Source organism: Pseudomonas sp. SBB6, assembly GCF_024213215.1.
GTDB classification, from domain to species: Bacteria; Pseudomonadota; Gammaproteobacteria; order Pseudomonadales; family Pseudomonadaceae; genus Aquipseudomonas; species Aquipseudomonas donghuensis.
This window is the reverse complement of sequence record NZ_JANAVH010000016.1, coordinates 25291-44101: the sequence shown is the minus strand read 5'-3', so window position 1 is coordinate 44101 and position 18811 is coordinate 25291. Positions and strand designations below refer to the sequence as shown.

Annotated in this window: 17 protein-coding genes; 1 reads left to right on the top strand and 16 read right to left on the bottom strand. The window is 61.9% G+C overall.

The annotated features are described in order from the left end of the window. Positions 1 to 9: 9 nt before the first annotated feature. The 15 genes from nuoF to NLX68_RS23890 all read right to left on the bottom strand — a co-directional run bounded on the left by nuoF (position 10) and on the right by NLX68_RS23890 (position 16618). Positions 10 to 1383, bottom strand: coding sequence for an NADH-quinone oxidoreductase subunit NuoF (nuoF, locus tag NLX68_RS23960; RefSeq protein WP_254286103.1), 1374 nt, complete (start codon positions 1381 to 1383; stop codon positions 10 to 12). After that, positions 1380 to 1877, bottom strand: a complete 498-nt coding sequence (gene nuoE, locus NLX68_RS23955) for an NADH-quinone oxidoreductase subunit NuoE (RefSeq protein ID WP_254286102.1) — start codon at positions 1875 to 1877, stop codon at positions 1380 to 1382. The genes nuoF and nuoE overlap by 4 nt, the downstream gene beginning before the upstream one ends. Positions 1878 to 1879: 2 nt before the next feature. Next, positions 1880 to 3661, bottom strand: coding sequence for an NADH-quinone oxidoreductase subunit C/D (nuoC, locus tag NLX68_RS23950; RefSeq protein ID WP_010220400.1), 1782 nt, complete (start codon positions 3659 to 3661; stop codon positions 1880 to 1882). Between the two features lie 78 nt (positions 3662 to 3739). Continuing rightward, positions 3740 to 4417, bottom strand: a complete 678-nt coding sequence (locus tag NLX68_RS23945) for an NADH-quinone oxidoreductase subunit B (protein ID WP_010220398.1) — start codon at positions 4415 to 4417, stop codon at positions 3740 to 3742. Positions 4418 to 4427: 10 nt separating this feature from the next. Next, positions 4428 to 4841 carry an NADH-quinone oxidoreductase subunit A gene (locus NLX68_RS23940; protein ID WP_010220397.1) on the bottom strand — a complete coding sequence of 138 codons (414 nt, stop codon included), beginning with the start codon at positions 4839 to 4841 and terminating at the stop codon, positions 4428 to 4430. Between the two features lie 358 nt (positions 4842 to 5199). Then, positions 5200 to 5862, bottom strand: coding sequence for a lysoplasmalogenase (locus NLX68_RS23935; protein ID WP_254286101.1), 663 nt, complete (start codon positions 5860 to 5862; stop codon positions 5200 to 5202). 185 nt (positions 5863 to 6047) lie between these two features. Further along, entirely contained in the window at positions 6048 to 7373 is a 1326-nt protein-coding gene (gene aceA, locus NLX68_RS23930; RefSeq protein ID WP_038996041.1) for an isocitrate lyase, read from the bottom strand. 489 nt (positions 7374 to 7862) lie between these two features. Further along, positions 7863 to 8597 (bottom strand): secretin N-terminal domain-containing protein, encoded by a 735-nt coding sequence (locus NLX68_RS23925; RefSeq protein WP_254286100.1) that lies wholly within the window; start codon positions 8595 to 8597, stop codon positions 7863 to 7865. Positions 8598 to 8787: 190 nt separating this feature from the next. Further along, the gene (locus NLX68_RS23920; protein WP_010226763.1) at positions 8788 to 9222 is read right to left on the bottom strand and encodes a GNAT family N-acetyltransferase; all 435 of its coding nucleotides are present in this window, start codon (positions 9220 to 9222) and stop codon (positions 8788 to 8790) included. Continuing rightward, positions 9215 to 10381, bottom strand: coding sequence for a cupin domain-containing protein (locus tag NLX68_RS23915; RefSeq protein WP_254286099.1), 1167 nt, complete (start codon positions 10379 to 10381; stop codon positions 9215 to 9217). Before NLX68_RS23915 ends, NLX68_RS23920 begins: the two co-directional genes overlap by 8 nt. Positions 10382 to 10463: 82 nt before the next feature. Then, positions 10464 to 11834: an adenylosuccinate lyase gene (gene purB, locus NLX68_RS23910; RefSeq protein ID WP_254286098.1), complete on the bottom strand. Its 1371-nt coding sequence runs from the start codon at positions 11832 to 11834 to the stop codon at positions 10464 to 10466. Between the two features lie 157 nt (positions 11835 to 11991). After that, entirely contained in the window at positions 11992 to 12612 is a 621-nt protein-coding gene (gene hflD, locus NLX68_RS23905; RefSeq protein ID WP_130264077.1) for a high frequency lysogenization protein HflD, read from the bottom strand. Further along, the gene (gene mnmA, locus NLX68_RS23900; RefSeq protein ID WP_010226758.1) at positions 12609 to 13733 is read right to left on the bottom strand and encodes a tRNA 2-thiouridine(34) synthase MnmA; all 1125 of its coding nucleotides are present in this window, start codon (positions 13731 to 13733) and stop codon (positions 12609 to 12611) included. The genes hflD and mnmA overlap by 4 nt, the downstream gene beginning before the upstream one ends. A 70-nt stretch (positions 13734 to 13803) precedes the next feature. Then, positions 13804 to 14244 carry an NUDIX hydrolase gene (locus tag NLX68_RS23895; RefSeq protein ID WP_254286097.1) on the bottom strand — a complete coding sequence of 147 codons (441 nt, stop codon included), beginning with the start codon at positions 14242 to 14244 and terminating at the stop codon, positions 13804 to 13806. Between the two features lie 148 nt (positions 14245 to 14392). Beyond that, positions 14393 to 16618, bottom strand: a complete 2226-nt coding sequence (locus NLX68_RS23890) for an NADP-dependent isocitrate dehydrogenase (protein WP_254286096.1) — start codon at positions 16616 to 16618, stop codon at positions 14393 to 14395. A gap of 414 nt (positions 16619 to 17032) precedes the next feature. Here NLX68_RS23890 and icd point away from each other — a divergent pair, with 414 nt between their 5' ends. Then, positions 17033 to 18289, top strand: a complete 1257-nt coding sequence (icd, locus tag NLX68_RS23885) for an NADP-dependent isocitrate dehydrogenase (protein WP_254286095.1) — start codon at positions 17033 to 17035, stop codon at positions 18287 to 18289. Positions 18290 to 18352: 63 nt separating this feature from the next. Here icd and cspD read toward each other — a convergent pair whose 3' ends face one another. Next, on the bottom strand, positions 18353 to 18607 hold the full coding sequence (gene cspD, locus NLX68_RS23880; RefSeq protein WP_026001534.1) for a cold shock domain-containing protein CspD: 255 nt from the start codon (positions 18605 to 18607) through the stop codon (positions 18353 to 18355). Positions 18608 to 18811 lie beyond the last annotated feature (204 nt).

Below are 18811 nucleotides of genomic sequence, written 5' to 3'. Positions count from 1 at the left end.
TGTTATTCGTTATGCGCCGACGACGATCGGCTTCGCCAGGTCCGGGCGCAGGCCGGCAGCGGCAGCAGCCGGTGCCTGGGCGGCAATGCCAGCCTCGAACTCAGGGCGGAAGTACTTGATCGCGCTACCCAGCGGCTCAACGGCGCCCGGTGCGTGTGCACAGAAGGTCTTGCCTGGGCCGAGGAAACCGACCAGACCCAGCAGGGTCTCGATGTCGCCCTGCTGGCCCTGGCCTTTTTCGAGGGCGCGCAGGAGCTTGACGCTCCACGGCAGGCCGTCGCGGCACGGGGTGCAGAAGCCACAGGATTCACGGGCAAAGAACTCTTCCATGTTGCGCAGCAGCGAGACCATGTTGATGCTGTCGTCCACGGCCATGGCCAGGCCGGTACCCATGCGGGTGCCGACCTTGGCGATGCCACCGGCGTACATTTGTGCATCCAGGTGCTCGGGCAGCAGGAAACCGGTACCGGCGCCGCCTGGCTGCCAGCACTTGAGCTTGAAGCCATCGCGCATGCCGCCGGCGTAGTCTTCGAACAGCTCGCGGGCAGTGACGCCGAACGGCAGCTCCCACAGGCCAGGGTTCTTGACCTTGCCGGAGAAGCCCATCAGCTTGGTGCCGTGGTCTTCACTGCCTTCGCGGGCCAGCGACTTGTACCAGTCGATGCCGTTGCCGACGATGGCCGGCACGTTGCACAGGGTCTCGACGTTGTTCACGCAGGTCGGCTTGCCCCACACGCCAACGGCGGCAGGGAAGGGCGGCTTGGAGCGCGGGTTGGCGCGGCGGCCTTCGAGGGAGTTGATCAGCGCGGTTTCTTCACCGCAGATGTAGCGCCCGGCACCGGTGTGGACGAACAGCTCGAAGTCAAAGCCGCTGCCGAGGATGTTCTTGCCCAGCAGGCCTGCAGCCTTGGCTTCCTCGACCGCGCGGTTGAGGTTGCGTGCTGCGGTGGTGTACTCGCCACGCAGGAAGATATAGCCGCGGTAGGCCTTCAGCGCACGGGCGCTGATCAGCATGCCTTCGATCAGCAGATGGGGCTGTTGCTCCATCAGCATGCGGTCTTTCCAGGTGTTGGGTTCCATTTCGTCCGCGTTGCACAGCAGGTAGCGGATGTTCATGGATTCGTCTTTGGGCATCAGGCCCCATTTGACGCCAGTCGGGAAACCCGCACCGCCACGGCCCTTGAGGCCGGAATCTTTCACGGTCTGGACGATATCGTCCTGGGACATTTGCGCCAGGGCCTTGCGGGCGGCGGCGTAGCCGTCCTTGGCCTGGTACTCGTCGAGCCAGACCGGCTCGCCGTCGTCACGCAGGCGCCAGGTCAGCGGATGGGTTTCAGCCGAGCGCGCAATGCGGTTGGCCGGGCCGAAGGAAGTGATGGTCATGCGTAACCCTCCAGCAGTTTGGTGACGCCAGCAGGCTGCACGTCGCCAAAAGTGTCGTCGTCGATCATCAGCGCCGGGGCCTTGTCGCAGTTACCCAGGCAGCACACCGGCAGCAGGGTGAAACGCCCGTCCGCGGTGGTCTGGCCAAGGCCGATGCCCAGCTCGCTCTGGATCTGGCTGACCACCGACTCGTGGCCGCCGATGTAGCAGACCATGCTGTCGCAGACGCGGATGATGTGCCGGCCAACCGGCTGACGGAAGATCTGACTATAGAAGGTGGCCACGCCTTCGACGTCGCTGGCAGGAATGCCGAGCACTTCGCCGATGGCGTAGATGGCGCCGTCCGGCACCCAGCCGCGTTCCTTCTGGACGATCTTCAGGGCTTCGATGGACGCCGCGCGCGGGTCCTCGTAGTGATGCATCTCGTGCTCGATGGCCGAGCGCTCGGTTTCGCTCAGGGCGAAACGGTCGGTTTGGATAAGCGTGCTGTTCATGCTTAGCGGTCCACGTCAGCCATAACGAAGTCGATACTGCCCAGGTACGCAATGAGGTCCGCGACCATGCTGCCGCGGATCACCGAAGGGATCTGCTGCAGGTGCGGGTAGCTCGGGGTACGGATCCGGGTGCGGTAGCTCATGGTGCCGCCGTCGCTCGTCAGGTAGTAACTGTTGATGCCCTTGGTCGCCTCGATCATCTGGAAGGATTCGTTGGCCGGCATGACCGGGCCCCACGAAACCTGCAGGAAGTGAGTGATCAGGGTTTCGATGTGCTGCAGGGTGCGCTCTTTCGGCGGCGGCGTGGTCAGCGGGTGATCCGCCTTGTACGGGCCTTCCGGCATGTTGCGCAGGCACTGGTCGATGATGCGGATACTCTGGCGCATCTCCTCGACACGGACCATGCAGCGATCGTAGGCATCGCCGTTGTGGGCCAGCGGCACTTCGAACTCGAAGTTCTCGTAGCCGGAGTAAGGGCGGGCTTTGCGCAGGTCGAAGTCAAGACCGGTGGAACGCAGGCCAGCACCGGTGACGCCCCATTCCAGGGCCTCTTTGGTGTTGTACTGGGCAACGCCGATGGTCCGGCCCTTGAGGATGCTGTTCTGCAGGGCGGCCTTGGTGTACTCGTCGAGGCGCTTTGGCAGCCAGTCGACGAAGTCCTTCACCAGTTTTTCCCAGCCGCGCGGCAGGTCGTGGGCAACACCACCGATGCGGTACCAGGCCGGGTGCAGACGGAAGCCGGTGATGGCTTCGATCACGGTGTAGGCGCGCTGACGGTCGGTGAAGGTGAAGAACACCGGGGTCATGGCGCCGACGTCCTGGATGTAGGTACCCAGGAACAGCAGGTGGCTGGTGATGCGGAAGAACTCGGCGAGCATGATGCGGATCACGTCGACCTTCTGCGGCACCTGGATGCCGGCCAGCTTCTCCACCGCCAGTACGTACGGCAGGTTGTTCATCACCCCGCCGAGGTAGTCGATACGGTCGGTGTAGGGGATGAAGCTGTGCCAGGACTGACGCTCGGCCATCTTCTCGGCGCCACGGTGGTGGTAGCCGATGTCCGGGACGCAGTCGACGATCTCTTCGCCGTCCAGCTGCAGGACGATACGGAAGGCACCGTGGGCCGAAGGGTGGTTCGGGCCCAGGTTGAGGAACATGTAGTCCTCGTTGGTGCCCTGGCGCTTCATGCCCCAGGCCTCAGGGTTGAAGCGCGCGGCTTCTTCCTCGAGTTGCTGCTTGGCCAGGGTCAGGCTGTACGGATCGAACTCGGTGGCGCGGGCAGGGTAGTCCTTGCGCAGCGGGTGACCTTCCCAGGTCGGCGGCATCATGATCCGGGTCAGGTGCGGGTGGCCGGCAAAGTCGATGCCGAACATGTCCCAGACTTCACGCTCGTACCAGTTGGCGTTGGGCCAGATGCCGGTAACGGTCGGCAGGTTCAGGTCGCCTTCGCTCAAGGCCACCTTGATCATCACGTCGCTGTTCCGCTCCACCGACAGCAGGTGGTAGAACACGCTGAAGTCGGCGCCCGGCAGGCCGCGGCGCTGGGTGCGCAGGCGCTCGTCGACGCCGTGCAGGTCGTAGAGCATGCTGTACGGCTTGGCGACATTGCGCAGGAAACCCAGCACGTCCTTGAGTTTTTCGCGGGTAACCCAAAGCACCGGCATGCCGGTGCGGGTTTCCTGGGCGACGAACGCTTCGGGGCCGAATTTGTTGTTCAGTTCGACGACCACATCCTGGTCGTCAGCCTTGTAAGGCGGGATATAAATAGCGGTGTCCGCTGTCATGGTCTCGGTCGCTTTCGGTCAACGTAGAGAATGAAGCCAGGCTGCCTGTCGCGCATGCGCAGGCAACAGGTCGCTGGATCAGACTTCGTCGGGGCTGCGCAGGTTGGTGACCTGGATGCGCTGTTCACGGCGTTGCTCTTTCTGCGACGGCATCTCGGCACGGTAAATGCCTTGATCACCGACAACCCAGGAAAGAGGGCGACGCTCCTGGCCAATCGACTCCTGCAACAGCATCAGGCCTTGCAGGAAGGCTTCAGGGCGAGGCGGGCAGCCTGGCACGTAGACATCCACGGGGAGGAACTTGTCGACCCCCTGAACGACCGAGTAAATGTCGTACATGCCGCCGGAGTTGGCGCACGAACCCATGGAGATGACCCACTTGGGCTCGAGCATCTGCTCGTACAGGCGCTGGATGATCGGCGCCATCTTGATGAAGCAGGTGCCGGCGATGACCATGAAGTCGGCCTGGCGCGGCGAGGCCCGGATGACTTCGGCGCCGAAGCGGGCGATGTCGTGGGGCGCCGTGAAGGCCGTGGTCATTTCCACGTAGCAGCAGGAGAGGCCGAAGTTATACGGCCACAGGGAGTTCTTACGCCCCCAGTTGACCGCGCCACTGAGCACATCTTCAAGTTTGCCCATGAAGATGTTCTTGTGGACCTGGTCCTCTAGCAGCGAATCGGAGACGGTTTCCCGCTCTCCGATTGGATATTGCTCGTTGGGAGCGTCCGGGTCGATTCTGGTGAGATTGTATTGCATTGCCAAAGCCTCATTGTTTCAGCTTCGCTTGCCGCTTGCGACGACCTTCGGGAGCCCAATCAAGTGCCCCGACGCGCCATAGGTAGACAAGACCTGCCAACAGAATTGCTATGAAAACGAGTGCTTCGACGAATCCGGTCCAGCCGCTTTCGCGGACGGACACAGACCATGCAAAGAGAAAGAGGGCTTCGATATCGAAGATCACGAACAGCATCGCGACCAGATAGAATTTGGCTGACAGGCGCAAGCGGGCGCCGCCAGTGGGCAGCATGCCGGACTCGAAGGGTTCGTTCTTGCTGCGGCCCCAGGCCTTGCTGCCGAGCAGGGCGGAAAGACCGAGCATGAAGGCGCACAGGCCTACGACACCCAAAAGGAAAATGGCAAAGCCCCAGTTGTGGGCGATGAGTCCTGTCGAATCGGGCATGCTGAAAATCCTTATACAGAGACCAGTCTCTGCGGCTTGAAAAGAAGTAGAGCAGTGACGATATGTCGCAGCGGAATCTATCGCGCTGATTTTATGGGTAAACCCGGTGCAAGTAAAATTTCTGCAGCAAATTTATTCGTAAGATTAAGAACAAAAATCTTTCGTAACAGGCTGCAGGCCACGTGGAACGGGCATTGCCCCGGGTTCTGTTAATTATGTTTCTTGCAACGCGTAATGAACCTGAAACTTCGTAATGATAATTAATATCATTTGAGGGTGCGCGATTAGCCCTACTGTTCGAGTCAACTACAAAGTTGTGCAACATAGGCGTCACCTGCAAGTTTCCACACCTTGTGTTTTAACCTGTTTTTTCTTGCCCTGCCGCGCTCTGGATCAAGGCTTTTGCCGATTGCCTGGTGTAGGCCGAGGCGGCGATGGCCCACTGGCCTAGCCAGTAGGCGAGGATAATCAGGTACTGGGCGGCGGCGAACGGGCTGACGAAGCGGTCGATGCCGATCAGGCTGTCGGAAAACACAAACGCCAACGCGCCCAGCGCCGCCAGGCCGCCACAGGCCAGGGCGCGCCAGAGCATGGCGCTGATGGCCAGGGCATAGACGGTGACCGGAATCAGCAATTCACCCAGGCCGGAACTGATCAGCAGCCCCAGCAGCGCCGCACCGACAATCGCCGAACCCAGCAGGGCGGCGGGCGCCAGTTGGCGGTTCTCGCCCAGGTAGCCGCGCAGGTAGGCCAGGTGTGCGCAGAGAAACGCCGCCAGGCCAAACACGAACAGGTTGCCAGGCACAGCCAGCAGAATGTCGCCAAGCAGTGAGAAACCCAGGCCGATGATGATCCAGCGTCGGTAGGGGGCAGGTTCTGCGGTGCTGAGCCAGTAGATCAGCACCAGCACTGGGATCGGCTTGACCGCCAGCCCCAGCAACGCATTGCCGCTGGCCAGTGCATATAGATAGAAGGCTGCACCCAGCAGGGCCAGGCAGAGCAGGGTGACAGGGCGGGGCATGGCCGATCCTTGGTGTTGTTGTGCACCTAGCATAGCCTGTAGGAGCGGGCTTGACCCGCGATGGCGATGTGGCTGATTGACCGCTATCGCGGGGCAAGCCCGCTCCCACGAAAAAACAAAACCCGGAGCCCCATCACAGGCCCCGGGTTTTGCGTGTTACCCGAATGTCAGCAACCGATCAGTGATCAGTGGAACTGTTCTTCTTCAGTCGAACCGGTCAGCGCGGTAACCGAAGACTTGCCACCCTGGATAACGGTGGTCATGTCGTCGAAGTAGCCGGTGCCGACTTCCTGCTGGTGGGCCACGAAGGTGTAGCCTTTCGAGGCGTCAGCGAACTCTTGCTCTTGCAGCTTCACGTAGGCGGTCATGTCGTTGCGGGCGTAGTCGTGCGCCAGGTTGAACATGCCGTGCCACATGTTGTGGATACCGGCCAGGGTGATGAACTGGTGCTTGTAGCCCATGGCCGACAGTTCGCGCTGGAACTTGGCGATGGTTGCGTCGTCCAGGTTCTTCTTCCAGTTGAAGGAAGGCGAGCAGTTGTACGACAGGATCTGGTCCGGGTATTCCTTCTTGATCGCTTCGGCAAAGCGGCGAGCTTCGTCCAGGTCCGGCTTGGCGGTTTCACACCAGATCAGGTCGGCGTATGGCGCGTAAGCCAGGCCGCGGGCGATGGCTTGATCGAGGCCGGCGCGAACCTTGTAGAAGCCTTCCTGGGTGCGCTCGCCAACCACGAATGGCTGGTCGTACGGGTCGCAGTCGCTGGTCAAAAGGTCAGCGGCGTTGGCGTCGGTACGGGCCAGGATGATGGTCGGTACACCGGCAACGTCAGCCGCCAGACGGGCAGCGCTCAGCTTCTGTACGGCTTCCTGGGTTGGAACCAGTACCTTGCCGCCCATGTGGCCGCATTTTTTCACCGAGGCCAGCTGGTCTTCGAAGTGAACGCCGGCGGCGCCTGCTTCGATCATGTTCTTCATCAGCTCGTAGGCGTTCAGGACGCCGCCGAAACCGGCTTCGGCGTCAGCCACGATCGGCGCGAAGTAGTCGATGTAGCCTTCGTCGCCCGGGTTCTTGCCGGCTTTCCACTGGATCTGGTCGGCGCGACGGAACGAGTTGTTGATGCGCTTGACCACGGTAGGAACCGAATCCACCGGGTACAGCGACTGGTCTGGGTACATGGACTCGGCCGAGTTGTTGTCGGCAGCCACTTGCCAGCCGGACAGGTAGATCGCCTGGATACCGGCTTTGACCTGTTGCACGGCCTGGCCGCCGGTCAGGGCGCCCATGCAGTTGACGAAATCTTTCTCTGGACGGAAGGACGGGTGTGCGCCCTGGGTGACCAGCTTCCACAGCTTCTCGGCACCCAGGCGGGCCAGGGTGTGCTCAGGCTGGATCGAGCCACGCAGACGAACGACATCAGCGGCGGTGTAGGTACGGGTCACGCCTTTCCAGCGCGGGTTCTCGGCCCAGTCTTTTTCGAGGGCTGCAATTTGCTGTTCGCGTGTCAGTGCCATGGAAATAAACCTCGTCGCATCGGTCTTGGGTAAAAATTCTCGCTCTCTACTGCGCAGATCAGAAGCCTGGCAAAGGTCAGTATGGGCGAAATATGCGACGGTCGAACGATGGGGGCTCGAAGGGGGAAGTGAGCAGGTGGGCGAGGTTTTCGTTGCAGGGTGGCTCGTGGTTGCCGAACTGCAATGAACAGTGCTGCCGGGTACCTTTTGATGCGCTTCCGTCCCTCGGGACAACTTCGTTCCAGTCGCAATCTCGTCAAACTGCCTTGTGGGCGGTACAGACACGAGCCGGCTCAGGTGGGTGGGTTAGAGCGCGGCTCGAAGGCCCTTGCCAGGGCCTCTGATCAGCGGGAGCGGGGCCATCATGCCTCGACGTTTCGGGGTCGTCAAATGTTTTGTAGTGGTTTTTTATCACCACTACATCTTTGGTCTAATACGACTCATCAGTCAGTTTCGAGGCCTTTGGTCGAGGCCTTGATTTGTCTGGGTTCAGTCCAAAGCGTCGACTTTTACCCGCAATGTCATGTTTTCACCGCGCTGGGTGCTGTAACTGAGGGCCGAAGCACTGCGTTCGGACTGACTCTGCTGGTTGACCCCTGCCAAGGTGATCCACTCCCCGAGCTTGCCGGTGACTTTTGTGTCGGTACTTTGCACCTTCACTACATCGGGACGTTCCTGGCTCATCCGGTCATTGTTGGTACTGATGTTCAGGTGCACGGTGTCGCCAGTGACGCTGGCAGTGACGTAAAAGCCCTGGGTGACGTTGCGGTACTCAGTGTCGCTCTGCACCCGACCATCGCTGTCGGTGCTGGTACTGGTGACCGGGATGCTCTGGCCGACCTGGATCAGCGCCGGGCTGCCCTCGCTGGCCTGGACTTGCTGCAGGCCGCCTTCGCGGTTGCTGGTGCCGTAGCGAATGACCCGGGCATTGCCGCGGTTGTCCTGGAAATTGCTGTCGTTGTTGTCGACGCTGATCAGCAGTCGACGCGGCGCGGTATCCAGCTGTTGCAGCAGGGAGCGCAGGTCGTCGATGCGCTCGGGTTCGGCGTTGACGATCAGTTTGTTCTCGAAGGCGCTGACGCTGCCGTCCTTGCCGATGAAGGCTTGCGCGGTGGGGAGGATTTCAGCGCTGGTGCGATGGTTCAGCGGCAGGACTTCAGTGGCGGCCAGCGTACTCAGGCTGAACGACAGAAGCAGGGAGGCGAGAAGGGGGCGTAGCGGCATGTCCATGATCTCCGCGGGTGGAGTGGACATGATGGCAAATTTGTAGCAGTTATGGGAGCGAGGTTGTCAGGCTGAGGACTGCTTCGCAGCCCATCGCCGGCAAGGCCAGCTCCCACAAGGATCAGGTTGGCATCGAACCTGTGGGAGCCGGCTTTGCCGGCGATGGGCTGCAAGGCAGCCCTAATCGCAATCAGACCAGTTCGCGCGATTCGCGAACCATGTCCACGTGCGGAATACCCGCCTCGAGGAACTCTTCGCTGACCACCTTGAAGCCAAGGCGCTCATAGAACGGCGTGGCGTGTACCTGGGCGCTGAGCATCTGCTGCTTGAGGTCACGGTTCTGCGCTTCGACGATCACCGCCTGCATCAGCGCGTCACCGACCTTCAGCCCGCGCCAGTCCTTGAGCACCGAGACCCGGCCGATCTGGCCGTCGGGCAGCAGGCGGGCGGTGCCGATGGCGTAGTCACCCTCCATGGCCAGAAAATGCACGGCAGTGTTGTCGTCGGCATCCCACTCCAGCTCCGGCGGCACGTTCTGTTCGGCGATGAACACAGCTTCACGAATGCGGCGGATATCAGCGTTGTCTTTCTGCCAGTCGGCGAGACGGACGCGAATCTTATTCATTGGCAAACCCCAGGCTTCCTTGTTTGACCAGTTCGCAGATCAAGGTAATGCCTTGATCGTTTTCAAGCCACTGCTCAAGGTTTTCAATGTGCAACGCGTCGGCGGCGCAGATCAGTTTCAGCAGCTCGCGCAGGTCGCCCGGCAGCAGGCGGCTCTGGCCGCTGGCGAACAGCAGCAGGTTGTCGTCGACTTCCGACCAGGCCAGGCGCGCGCTCGGGTTGCGGATCAGGATCGCGCCCTGGGCCAGGCTCTCGATCAGCTCGACTTCGTCCAGCGGCTCGCCGCTGACCAGCTCCGGATAGCGTGGTTCGGTCATGAACTGGCCGAACCAGGTCAGCAGCAGGCGCTCGTCGCCCATGTGCTCGGTGAGCAGCTTTTTCAGGCGGTCGAGGGCGTCGTGCTGGATCTGGTGCGGGTCGCTGACCGGCTCGGCGTCGGCGTCGGTGTAACGCTCTTCGTCAGGCAGGAACTGGCTGAGGAAGTCGGTGAAATGGGTCAGCACTTCAGCGGCGCCCGGCGCGCGGAAGCCCACCGAATAGGTCAGGCAGTCATCTTCGGCAATGCCGTAGTGGGCCAGGCGTGGCGGCAGGTAGAGCATGTCGCCGGGCTCCAGGGTCCACTCGTCGCTCTGCTCGAATTCGGCGAGGATGCGCAGGTCGGCGTGCTCCAGCAGCGGGCTGTCGCTGTCGCACATCTGGCCGATCTTCCAGTTGCGCTTGCCCTGGCCTTGCAGCAGGAACACATCGTAGTTGTCGAAGTGCGGGCCGACGCTGCCGCCGGGCGCTGCGAAGCTGATCATCACATCGTCGATGCGCCAGCTTGGCAGGAAGCGAAAGTGCTCCAGCATCTCGCCGACTTCCGGCACGAACTGATCGACCGCCTGCACCAGCAGGGTCCAGTCGCGCTCGGGCAGGGTGCTGAAGGCATCTTCTTCGAACGGGCCGCGGCGCAGTTCCCATGGGCGCTCGCCGTGCTCGATGACCAGGCGCGATTCGACTTCTTCTTCCAGGGCCAGGCCTGCCAGTTCGTCGGCATCGATCGGGCTTTCGAAGTCGGGGAAGGCCTGGCGTACCAGCAGGGGTTTCTTCTGCCAGTAGTCGCGCATGAATTCGCGGGCAGTGAGGCCGCCCAGAAGCTGCAGAGGAGTATCAGGATTCATGTGTAACCTATTGAAAAAAAGTAATTTTCTTTCGGTAATAAAAACGCCCGGCTGAGCCGGGCGTTTACGCGCAGGGCGCAGATCAGATGCGTTTGGCTTGGGCCGCAGCATTACCGATGTAGGAGGCCGGAGTCAGCTGCTTCAGCTCGGTGCGCGCGTCTGCGGGCATGTCCAGGCCGTCGATGAAGGTCAGCAGCGCTTCAGGGCTGATGCCTTTGCCACGGGTCAGCTCCTTGAGCTTCTCGTAGGGGTTCTCGATGTTGTAGCGGCGCATGACGGTCTGGATCGGCTCGGCGAGGACTTCCCAGCAGGCGTCCAGGTCTTCGGCGATACGCGCTTGGTTGATTTCCAGCTTGCTGATGCCCTTGAGGCTGGCCTCGTAGGCGATCACGCTGTGGGCGAAACCGACGCCGAGGTTGCGCAGGACGGTGGAGTCCGTCAGGTCACGCTGCCAGCGCGAAACCGGCAGTTTGCTGGCCAGGTGCTGGAACAGGGCGTTGGCGATACCCAGGTTGCCTTCGGAGTTTTCGAAGTCGATCGGGTTGACCTTGTGCGGCATGGTCGAGGAGCCGATTTCGCCAGCGATGGTGCGCTGCTTGAAGTAGCCCAGGGAGATGTAGCCCCAGACATCGCGGTCGAAGTCGATCAGGATGGTGTTGAAGCGGGCGATCGCGTCGAACAGCTCGGCGATGTAGTCGTGCGGCTCGATCTGGGTGGTGTACGGGTTGAACACCAGGCCCAGCTCGTCTTCGATGAAGGCGCGGGCGTTGGCTTCCCAGTCGATCTGCGGGTAGGCCGACAGGTGGGCGTTGTAGTTGCCCACGGCGCCGTTGATCTTGCCCAGCAGCGGTACGGCGGCAACCTGGGCGATCTGGCGCTCCAGGCGGTAGACGACGTTGGCCAGTTCTTTGCCCAGGGTGGTTGGCGACGCCGGTTGGCCGTGGGTGCGCGACAGCATCGGCACGTCGGCGAAGCGGTGGGCCAGCTCACGGATAGCCTGGGCGATCTGGCGCATCAACGGCAGCAGCACGCTGTCGCGGCCTTCGCGCAGCATCAGGGCGTGGGACAGGTTGTTGATGTCCTCGCTGGTGCAGGCAAAGTGGATGAATTCACTGACCTTGGCCAGCTCCGGCAGCTTGGCGGCCTGCTCCTTGAGCAGGTACTCGATGGCCTTGACGTCGTGGTTGGTGGTGCGCTCGATCTCTTTGACGCGCTCGGCGTGCTCGAGGGCGAACTCATCGGCCAGGCCGTTGAGCAGGGCGTTGGCTTCGGCGGAAAAGGCCGGAACCTCGGCGATCTGCGGGTGGGCGGCCAGGCGCTGGAGCCAGCGAACCTCGACCAGGGCGCGGAAACGGATCAGGCCGTATTCGCTGAAAATAGGGCGCAGGGCCTGGGTTTTGCCGGCGTAGCGGCCGTCAACAGGGGAAACCGCAGTGAGCGAGGAAAGCTGCATGGGGTGTTCTCGGACAGTCAGGCTTTGAAAAGGGCGCATATCATACATGAAAAACGCGCCCGGGTCGGGTGGCTGACAAATGGTCTGCCGGTAAATCTGGTGATATTTGCTGGCCTCATCGCGGGGCAAGCCCGCTCCTACAGCCGCGATAGCTTGGTCAGCCACGCAACATCGGATACAGCTCTTTGAGCAGTTTGCGCCGGCTGACCACCAACTGCCAGCGATGGCCGCCCAGCTGTCGCCACAGGCGCGCGGCGCGGATGCCGGCGAGCAGCAGGGCGCGAATCTTCGAGGCATTGCTTGGCTGCTGCAGGTGGCGCATGTCGCCATGCACCTGGATGCGTTGGCGCAGGGTGCTCAGGGTGTCCTGGTACAGGGCGCCGCTGGAAGCAATGACGTTTTCATGCACCAGGCCGAAATGCTCGGCCTGGGACTGGATTTGCGGCAGGCGGTTGCCGATCACATCGAGCATGTCGCCGCGCTTGGCCAGCTGGCGCTCCAGGCCCAGCATCGACAGGGCATAGCGCAGTGGCTCGCGCTGCAGGCTGCCCGGGTCGCGCTCCAGGGCGCTGGCTAGGGCGCGGTAGCCGTCACGCAGGTTCAGGTCGTCGCCGCCGAACACCTCCAGGGTGTCCTTGGGGTCGCGCACCAGCAGGCTGCCGAGCATGCAGCCCAGGTTCGCCTCGCTGGCCTGGCCGGTGCGGGCGATGCGGTCAACCAGCACCGCTGCTTGAAACACCCCGCCCAGGGCAATCAACTGCTCTTGCATGGCATTCATGCGCGCGCGCTCCACGGCTCGGCGGTTTCGATCACGCCGCCGCCGAGGCAGATTTCGCCGTCATAGAACACCACCGACTGGCCTGGCGTCACCGCCCGCTGTGGCTCGTCGAACACCGCGCGGTAGCCGCTTGCGGTCTGTTCCAGGGTGCAGCCCTGATCGCTTTGGCGGTAGCGCACCTTGGCCGTCAGGCGTCGTGGGCTGGACAGGTCGATAGGGTTGACCCAGAAGATCTCCGACGCCAGCAGGGCGCGCGAGAACAGCCATGGGTGTTCGTTACCCTGGCCGACCACCAGCACGTTGCGGGTGAGGTCTTTCTCCAGCACGTACCACGGCTCGTCACCGGCGTCTTTCAGGCCGCCGATGCCCAGGCCCTGGCGCTGGCCAATGGTGTGGTACATCAGGCCGTGGTGACGGCCGATGACTTCGCCGTCGGTGGTCTGGATCTCGCCCGGTTGTGCCGGCAGGTACTGCTTGAGGAAGTCGCTGAAGCGGCGCTCGCCGATAAAGCAGATACCGGTGGAGTCTTTCTTCTTCGCCGTGGCCAGGCCGTGTTTCTCGGCGATGGCGCGCACTTCGGGTTTTTCCAGTTCGCCGACCGGGAACAGCGTGCGGGCGATTTCCTTGCCGCCAACGGCGTGCAGGAAGTAGCTCTGGTCCTTGTTCGGGTCCAGGCCCTTGAGCAATTCGGTGCGCCCGTCAGTGTCGCGGCGGCGCACGTAGTGGCCGGTGGCGATCAGGTCGGCGCCGAGCATCAGTGCGTAGTCGAGAAAGGCCTTGAACTTGATTTCGCGGTTGCAGAGGATGTCCGGGTTCGGCGTGCGCCCGGCCTTGTATTCAGCCAGGAAATGCTCGAAGACGTTGTCCCAGTATTCGGCGGCGAAGTTGGCGGTGTGCAGCTTGATGCCAATACGGTCGCACACGGCCTGGGCGTCGGCCAGGTCTTCGCGGGCGGTGCAGTATTCGGTGCCGTCGTCCTCTTCCCAGTTCTTCATGAACAGGCCTTCCACCTGGTAGCCCTGCTCCATCAGCAGGAGGGCGGAGACGGAAGAGTCCACGCCGCCGGACATGCCGACGATAACGCGTGTCTTTTCGGGTTCGTAAAGTGCTGGACTGGTCATAGGTACCGGCTGTGTATCTGGAAAAAGACAACGATTCTATCAGGCTGCGGCCTTCAAGGCATCGTCGCTGTCAGTCGCGAATCAACGCCAGGCTGTGCAGCGGGCCGGCCAGGTAGTCGTCGATGCAGCGCGGTACCAGCTCGCTGCGCCAGCGCTCGGGGTCGGCCAGCAGCTCCTCGCGGCTCAGCCACACGGCGCGGACGATGTCGCTGTCCAGGGCGCGCTCGGGGTGGTGCTTGAGCGGCCTGGCGGCGAAGCAGATGCGCTGGTAGGTCACGCCGTTGCTGGGGGCGGTATACAGGTAAATGCCGACGATGCCGGTCAGCTCGACCTCCCAGGCGGTTTCTTCGAGGGTTTCGCGCCGGGCGGCGTCGAGCAGGCTTTCGTTGGCCTCAAGGTGGCCGGCGGGCTGGTTGAATACGTGCTTGCCGGCCTTGAATTCCTCGACCATGAGGAAGCGGCCCTGGTCTTCGATGATAGTGGCGACGGTGATGTGGGGTTGCCAGGTCATTGAGTGGTCCTGTGCTGATTTACCGGGCCTCATCGCGGGGCAAGCCCGCTCCTACAGGGTGGGAGCGGGCTTGCCCCGCGACGAGGCCGCTGAAAAAGCGAAAGCCCCGGTGCGTGGCCGGGGCTTTCGATGTTACGTCAAGCGAACCTTACAGTGCGGCAATCGCGCTGTTGAAGGTCTGGCTCGGGCGCATCACCTTGCTGGTCAGCTCGGCATCCGGGTAGTAGTAACCACCGATGTCAATCGGCTTGCCCTGCACGGCGTTGAGCTCGGCGACGATGGTCGCTTCGTGCTCGGCCAGGGCTTTTGCCAGTGGGGCGAAGCGCGCTTGCAGGGCGGCGTCGTCGCTCTGGGCGGCCAGGGCCTGGGCCCAGTACAGGGTCAGGTAGAAGTGGCTGCCACGGTTGTCGATACCGCCGACCTTGCGCGCAGGGGACTTGTTGGTGTCCAGGAACTGGCCGGTGGCCTGGTCCAGGGTCGCCGCCAGTACCTTGGCTTTCGGGTTGGTGTAGGCGGTGCTCAGGTGCTCCAGGGAAGCCGCCAGGGCCAGGAACTCGCCCAGGGAATCCCAGCGCAGGAAGTTCTCTTCAACCAGTTGCTGGACGTGCTTGGGTGCCGAACCGCCGGCGCCGGTTTCGAACAGGCCGCCGTTGTTCATCAGCGGCACGATCGACAGCATCTTGGCGCTGGTGCCCAGTTCCATGATCGGGAACAGGTCGGTCAGGTAGTCGCGCAGCACGTTGCCGGTGACCGAGATGGTGTCCTGGCCCGCGCGGATGCGCTGCAGGGAAACCTTCATGGCCTCGACAGGCGACAGGACGCGGATGTCCAGGCCGGTGGTGTCGTGGTCTTTCAGGTACTTCTGGACCTTCTCGATCAGCACGCCGTCGTGGGCGCGATGCGGGTCGAGCCAGAACAGCGCCGGGGTGTTGCTGGCGCGGGCACGGTTGACGGCCAGCTTGACCCAGTCCTGGATCGGCGCGTCTTTGACCTGGCACATACGGAAGATGTCGCCGGCTTCGACGTCCTGGGACAGCAGCAGGTTGCCCTTGCCGTCAACCACGCGGATCACGCCGTCGGCCTTGGCCTGGAAGGTCTTGTCGTGGGAGCCGTACTCTTCGGCTTTCTGCGCCATCAGGCCAACGTTCGGCACGCTGCCCATGGTGGTCGGATCGAAGGCGCCGTGTTGCTTGCAGTCGTCGATAACGGCCTGGTAGATGGTGGCGTAGCAACGATCCGGGATCACCGCCTTGGTGTCTTGCAGCTGGCCTTCGGTGTTCCACATCTTGCCCGAGTCACGGATCATCGCCGGCATCGAGGCGTCGACGATGACGTCGCTCGGCACGTGCAGGTTGGTGATGCCCTTGTCGGAGTTGACCATGGCCAGGGCCGGGCGGACATCGTAGACGGCTTTGACGTCGGCTTCGATCTGCGCCTGCTGCTCGGCTGGCAGGGTCTTGATACGGGCGTACAGGTCGCCGATACCGTTGTTCAGGTTGAAACCGATCTGCTCCAGTACCGCGGCGTGCTTGTTCAGCGCGTCCTGGTAGTACTCAGCAACGATCTGGCCGAACATGATCGGGTCGGAGACCTTCATCATGGTGGCTTTCAGGTGCACCGACAGCAGCACGCCCTTGGCTTTGGCGTCTGCGATTTCGGCGGCGATGAATTTACGCAGCGCCTTGGTGCTCATGACCGCGCAGTCGACGATTTCGCCGGCCTTGACCGCGGTTTTTTCTTTCAGGACGGTGGTGTTGCCGTTCTTGTCCAGCAGTTCGATGCGCAGGCTGTCATCGGCGTCGATCAGCGCGGCTTTCTCGCTGCCGTAGAAGTCGCCCTGGCTCATGTGGGCCACGTGGGACTTGGAGTCGGCAGCCCAGGCGCCCATCTTGTGCGGGTGCTTGCGTGCGTAGTTCTTGACCGACAGCGGGGCGCGGCGGTCGGAGTTGCCTTCACGCAGGACCGGGTTCACGGCGCTGCCCTTGATGCGGTCGTAGCGAGCCTTGGCTTCTTTCTCGGCGTCGGTGGCGGCGGCTTCAGGGTAGTCAGGAATGTTGAAGCCCTTGGCTTGCAGTTCCTTGATCGCGGCCTTCAGTTGCGGCACCGAGGCGCTGATGTTCGGCAGCTTGATGATGTTGGCTTCTGGCGTGGTTGCCAGTTGGCCCAGTTCTGCCAGGTGGTCGGCCACTTGCTTGTCGGCGCCGAGCTGTTCAGGGAAGGCAGAAAGGATACGGCCGGCCAGAGAGATGTCCCGGGTTTCTACGGCGATGTCGGCGCAAGCGGTGAAGGCTTCGATGACGGGGAGCAATGAATAGGTGGCGAGGGCGGGGGCTTCGTCGGTGAAGGTGTAGATGATCTTGGATCGGGTGGGCATATTCGGGTTAACTCTCTGTTTTGCTGAGCGTGCGCAGAATCTCGAGGTGCGCAGGGTAGGCGCTTCGCTCAGACACATCCATGAGCAGAAGGTCGAAGATTCTGGGCGGTGATGGTGGATTGCATCAGTCGAGTGTCAAACGGCTGAACTGCGGTAACAGCCCAGTCTTGTCGGGGCCGCAGGTCTCGTTTCAGACGGTTCGCCCCCAGTGACCCTTTGGTCACCGGGCGAGTATACCAAAGCCTTGGTCGTATTGATCAAGATCAACCGGTCGCAGGGGCTTTTTTAGACCAAAGATGTAGGTGTTGCTGCCCCATTGCAGGGCATTTGCGCACGTGGTTCCCGTTGCCGTTCAACTGGGGTACGCTCAGAGGATCCAGATGACGAACCACACCAAAAAAAACGGAGTGCAGCATGGGATACCAGAAAATCAAGGTTCCGGCAGTCGGCGACAAAATCACCGTCAATGCGGACCATTCTCTCAATGTTCCTGATAATCCGATCATCCCGTTCATCGAAGGCGACGGCATTGGCGTAGATGTAAGCCCCGTCATGATCAAAGTGGTTGATGCTGCTGTAGAGAAAGCCTATGGGGGCAAGCGCAAGATTTCCTGGATGGAAGTCTACGCCGGTGAAAAAGCCACCCAGGTATACGACCAGGACACCTGGCTGCCCCAGGAAACCCTGGACGCGGTCAAGGATTACGTGGTGTCCATCAAGGGCCCGCTGACCACCCCGGTCGGTGGCGGTATCCGTTCCCTCAACGTTGCCCTGCGCCAGCAGCTGGACCTGTACGTCTGCCTGCGCCCGGTGGTGTGGTTCCAGGGCGTGCCGAGCCCGGTGAAAAAGCCGGGTGACGTCGACATGGTGATCTTCCGCGAAAACTCCGAAGACATCTATGCCGGCATCGAGTGGAAGGCCGGTTCGCCGGAAGCGAACAAGGTCATCAAGTTCCTGAAAGAAGAAATGGGCGTCACCAAGATCCGTTTCGACCAGGACTGCGGCATCGGCATCAAGCCGGTCTCCAAGGAAGGCACCCAGCGCCTGGTGCGCAAGGCCCTGCAGTATGTGGTGGACAACGACCGCAAGTCGCTGACCATCGTGCACAAGGGCAACATCATGAAGTTCACCGAAGGTGCCTTCAAGGATTGGGGCTACGAAGTGGCCAAGAACGAATTCGGCGCCGAGCTGCTCGATGGCGGCCCGTGGATGAAGTTCAAGAACCCGAAAACCGGCCGTGAAGTCATCGTCAAGGACGCCATTGCCGACGCCATGCTCCAGCAGATCCTGCTGCGCCCGGCCGAATACGACGTGATTGCCACCCTCAACCTCAACGGTGACTACCTGTCCGACGCCCTGGCGGCGGAAGTCGGCGGCATCGGTATTGCCCCGGGCGCCAACCTGTCCGACACCGTGGCGATGTTCGAAGCCACCCACGGCACCGCGCCGAAGTACGCCGGCAAGGACCAGGTCAACCCGGGTTCGGTGATTCTCTCCGCCGAGATGATGCTGCGCCACCTGGGCTGGACCGAGGCGGCCGACCTGATCATCAAGGGCACCAACGGCGCCATCGCCGCCAAGACCGTGACCTACGACTTCGAACGCCTGATGGAAGGCGCGACCCTGGTCAGCAGCTCCGGTTTCGGTGAGGCCTTGATCAAGCACATGTAAGCGGCACAAGAAAACCGGCCAGTCCTTGCGGGCTGGCCGGTTTTTTTATGTCTGATCGCCGGCTCAGGCTTCAGTCGTTTGCGGGTTGGGGGTGGGGGAGGCGGTGGTTTGTGCGGCGAGGTTCGATATGTTCACCGCGTGCAAGCCCTTGGGGCCCTGGATGATCTCGAAACTGACGGGTTGTCCGGCTTTCAGGGTTTTATAACCGTCCATCTGGATAGCCGAATAGTGTGCGAACAGATCCTCTGTTTTCCCGTCTTCATTGATGAAGCCATAGCCCTTGGCGTTGTTGAACCACTTGACTTTACCGCTTGCCATCCTCATATCCCTCTGCAAAGGACTCCATCACTGGAGTATCATCCACTCCATCCGCATATGAACCTGCGAAAATTCTGGTTGACTGCGCGGATCTTTATCGACCACGGTGGGTTCTTATTGGTTGTAACACCGTTTTGCCGATAGTCAAGGTGAGGCGACGGCTGTCCCGCGTCGCCTGTGCGGTCAACCCATAAACCAACCTGT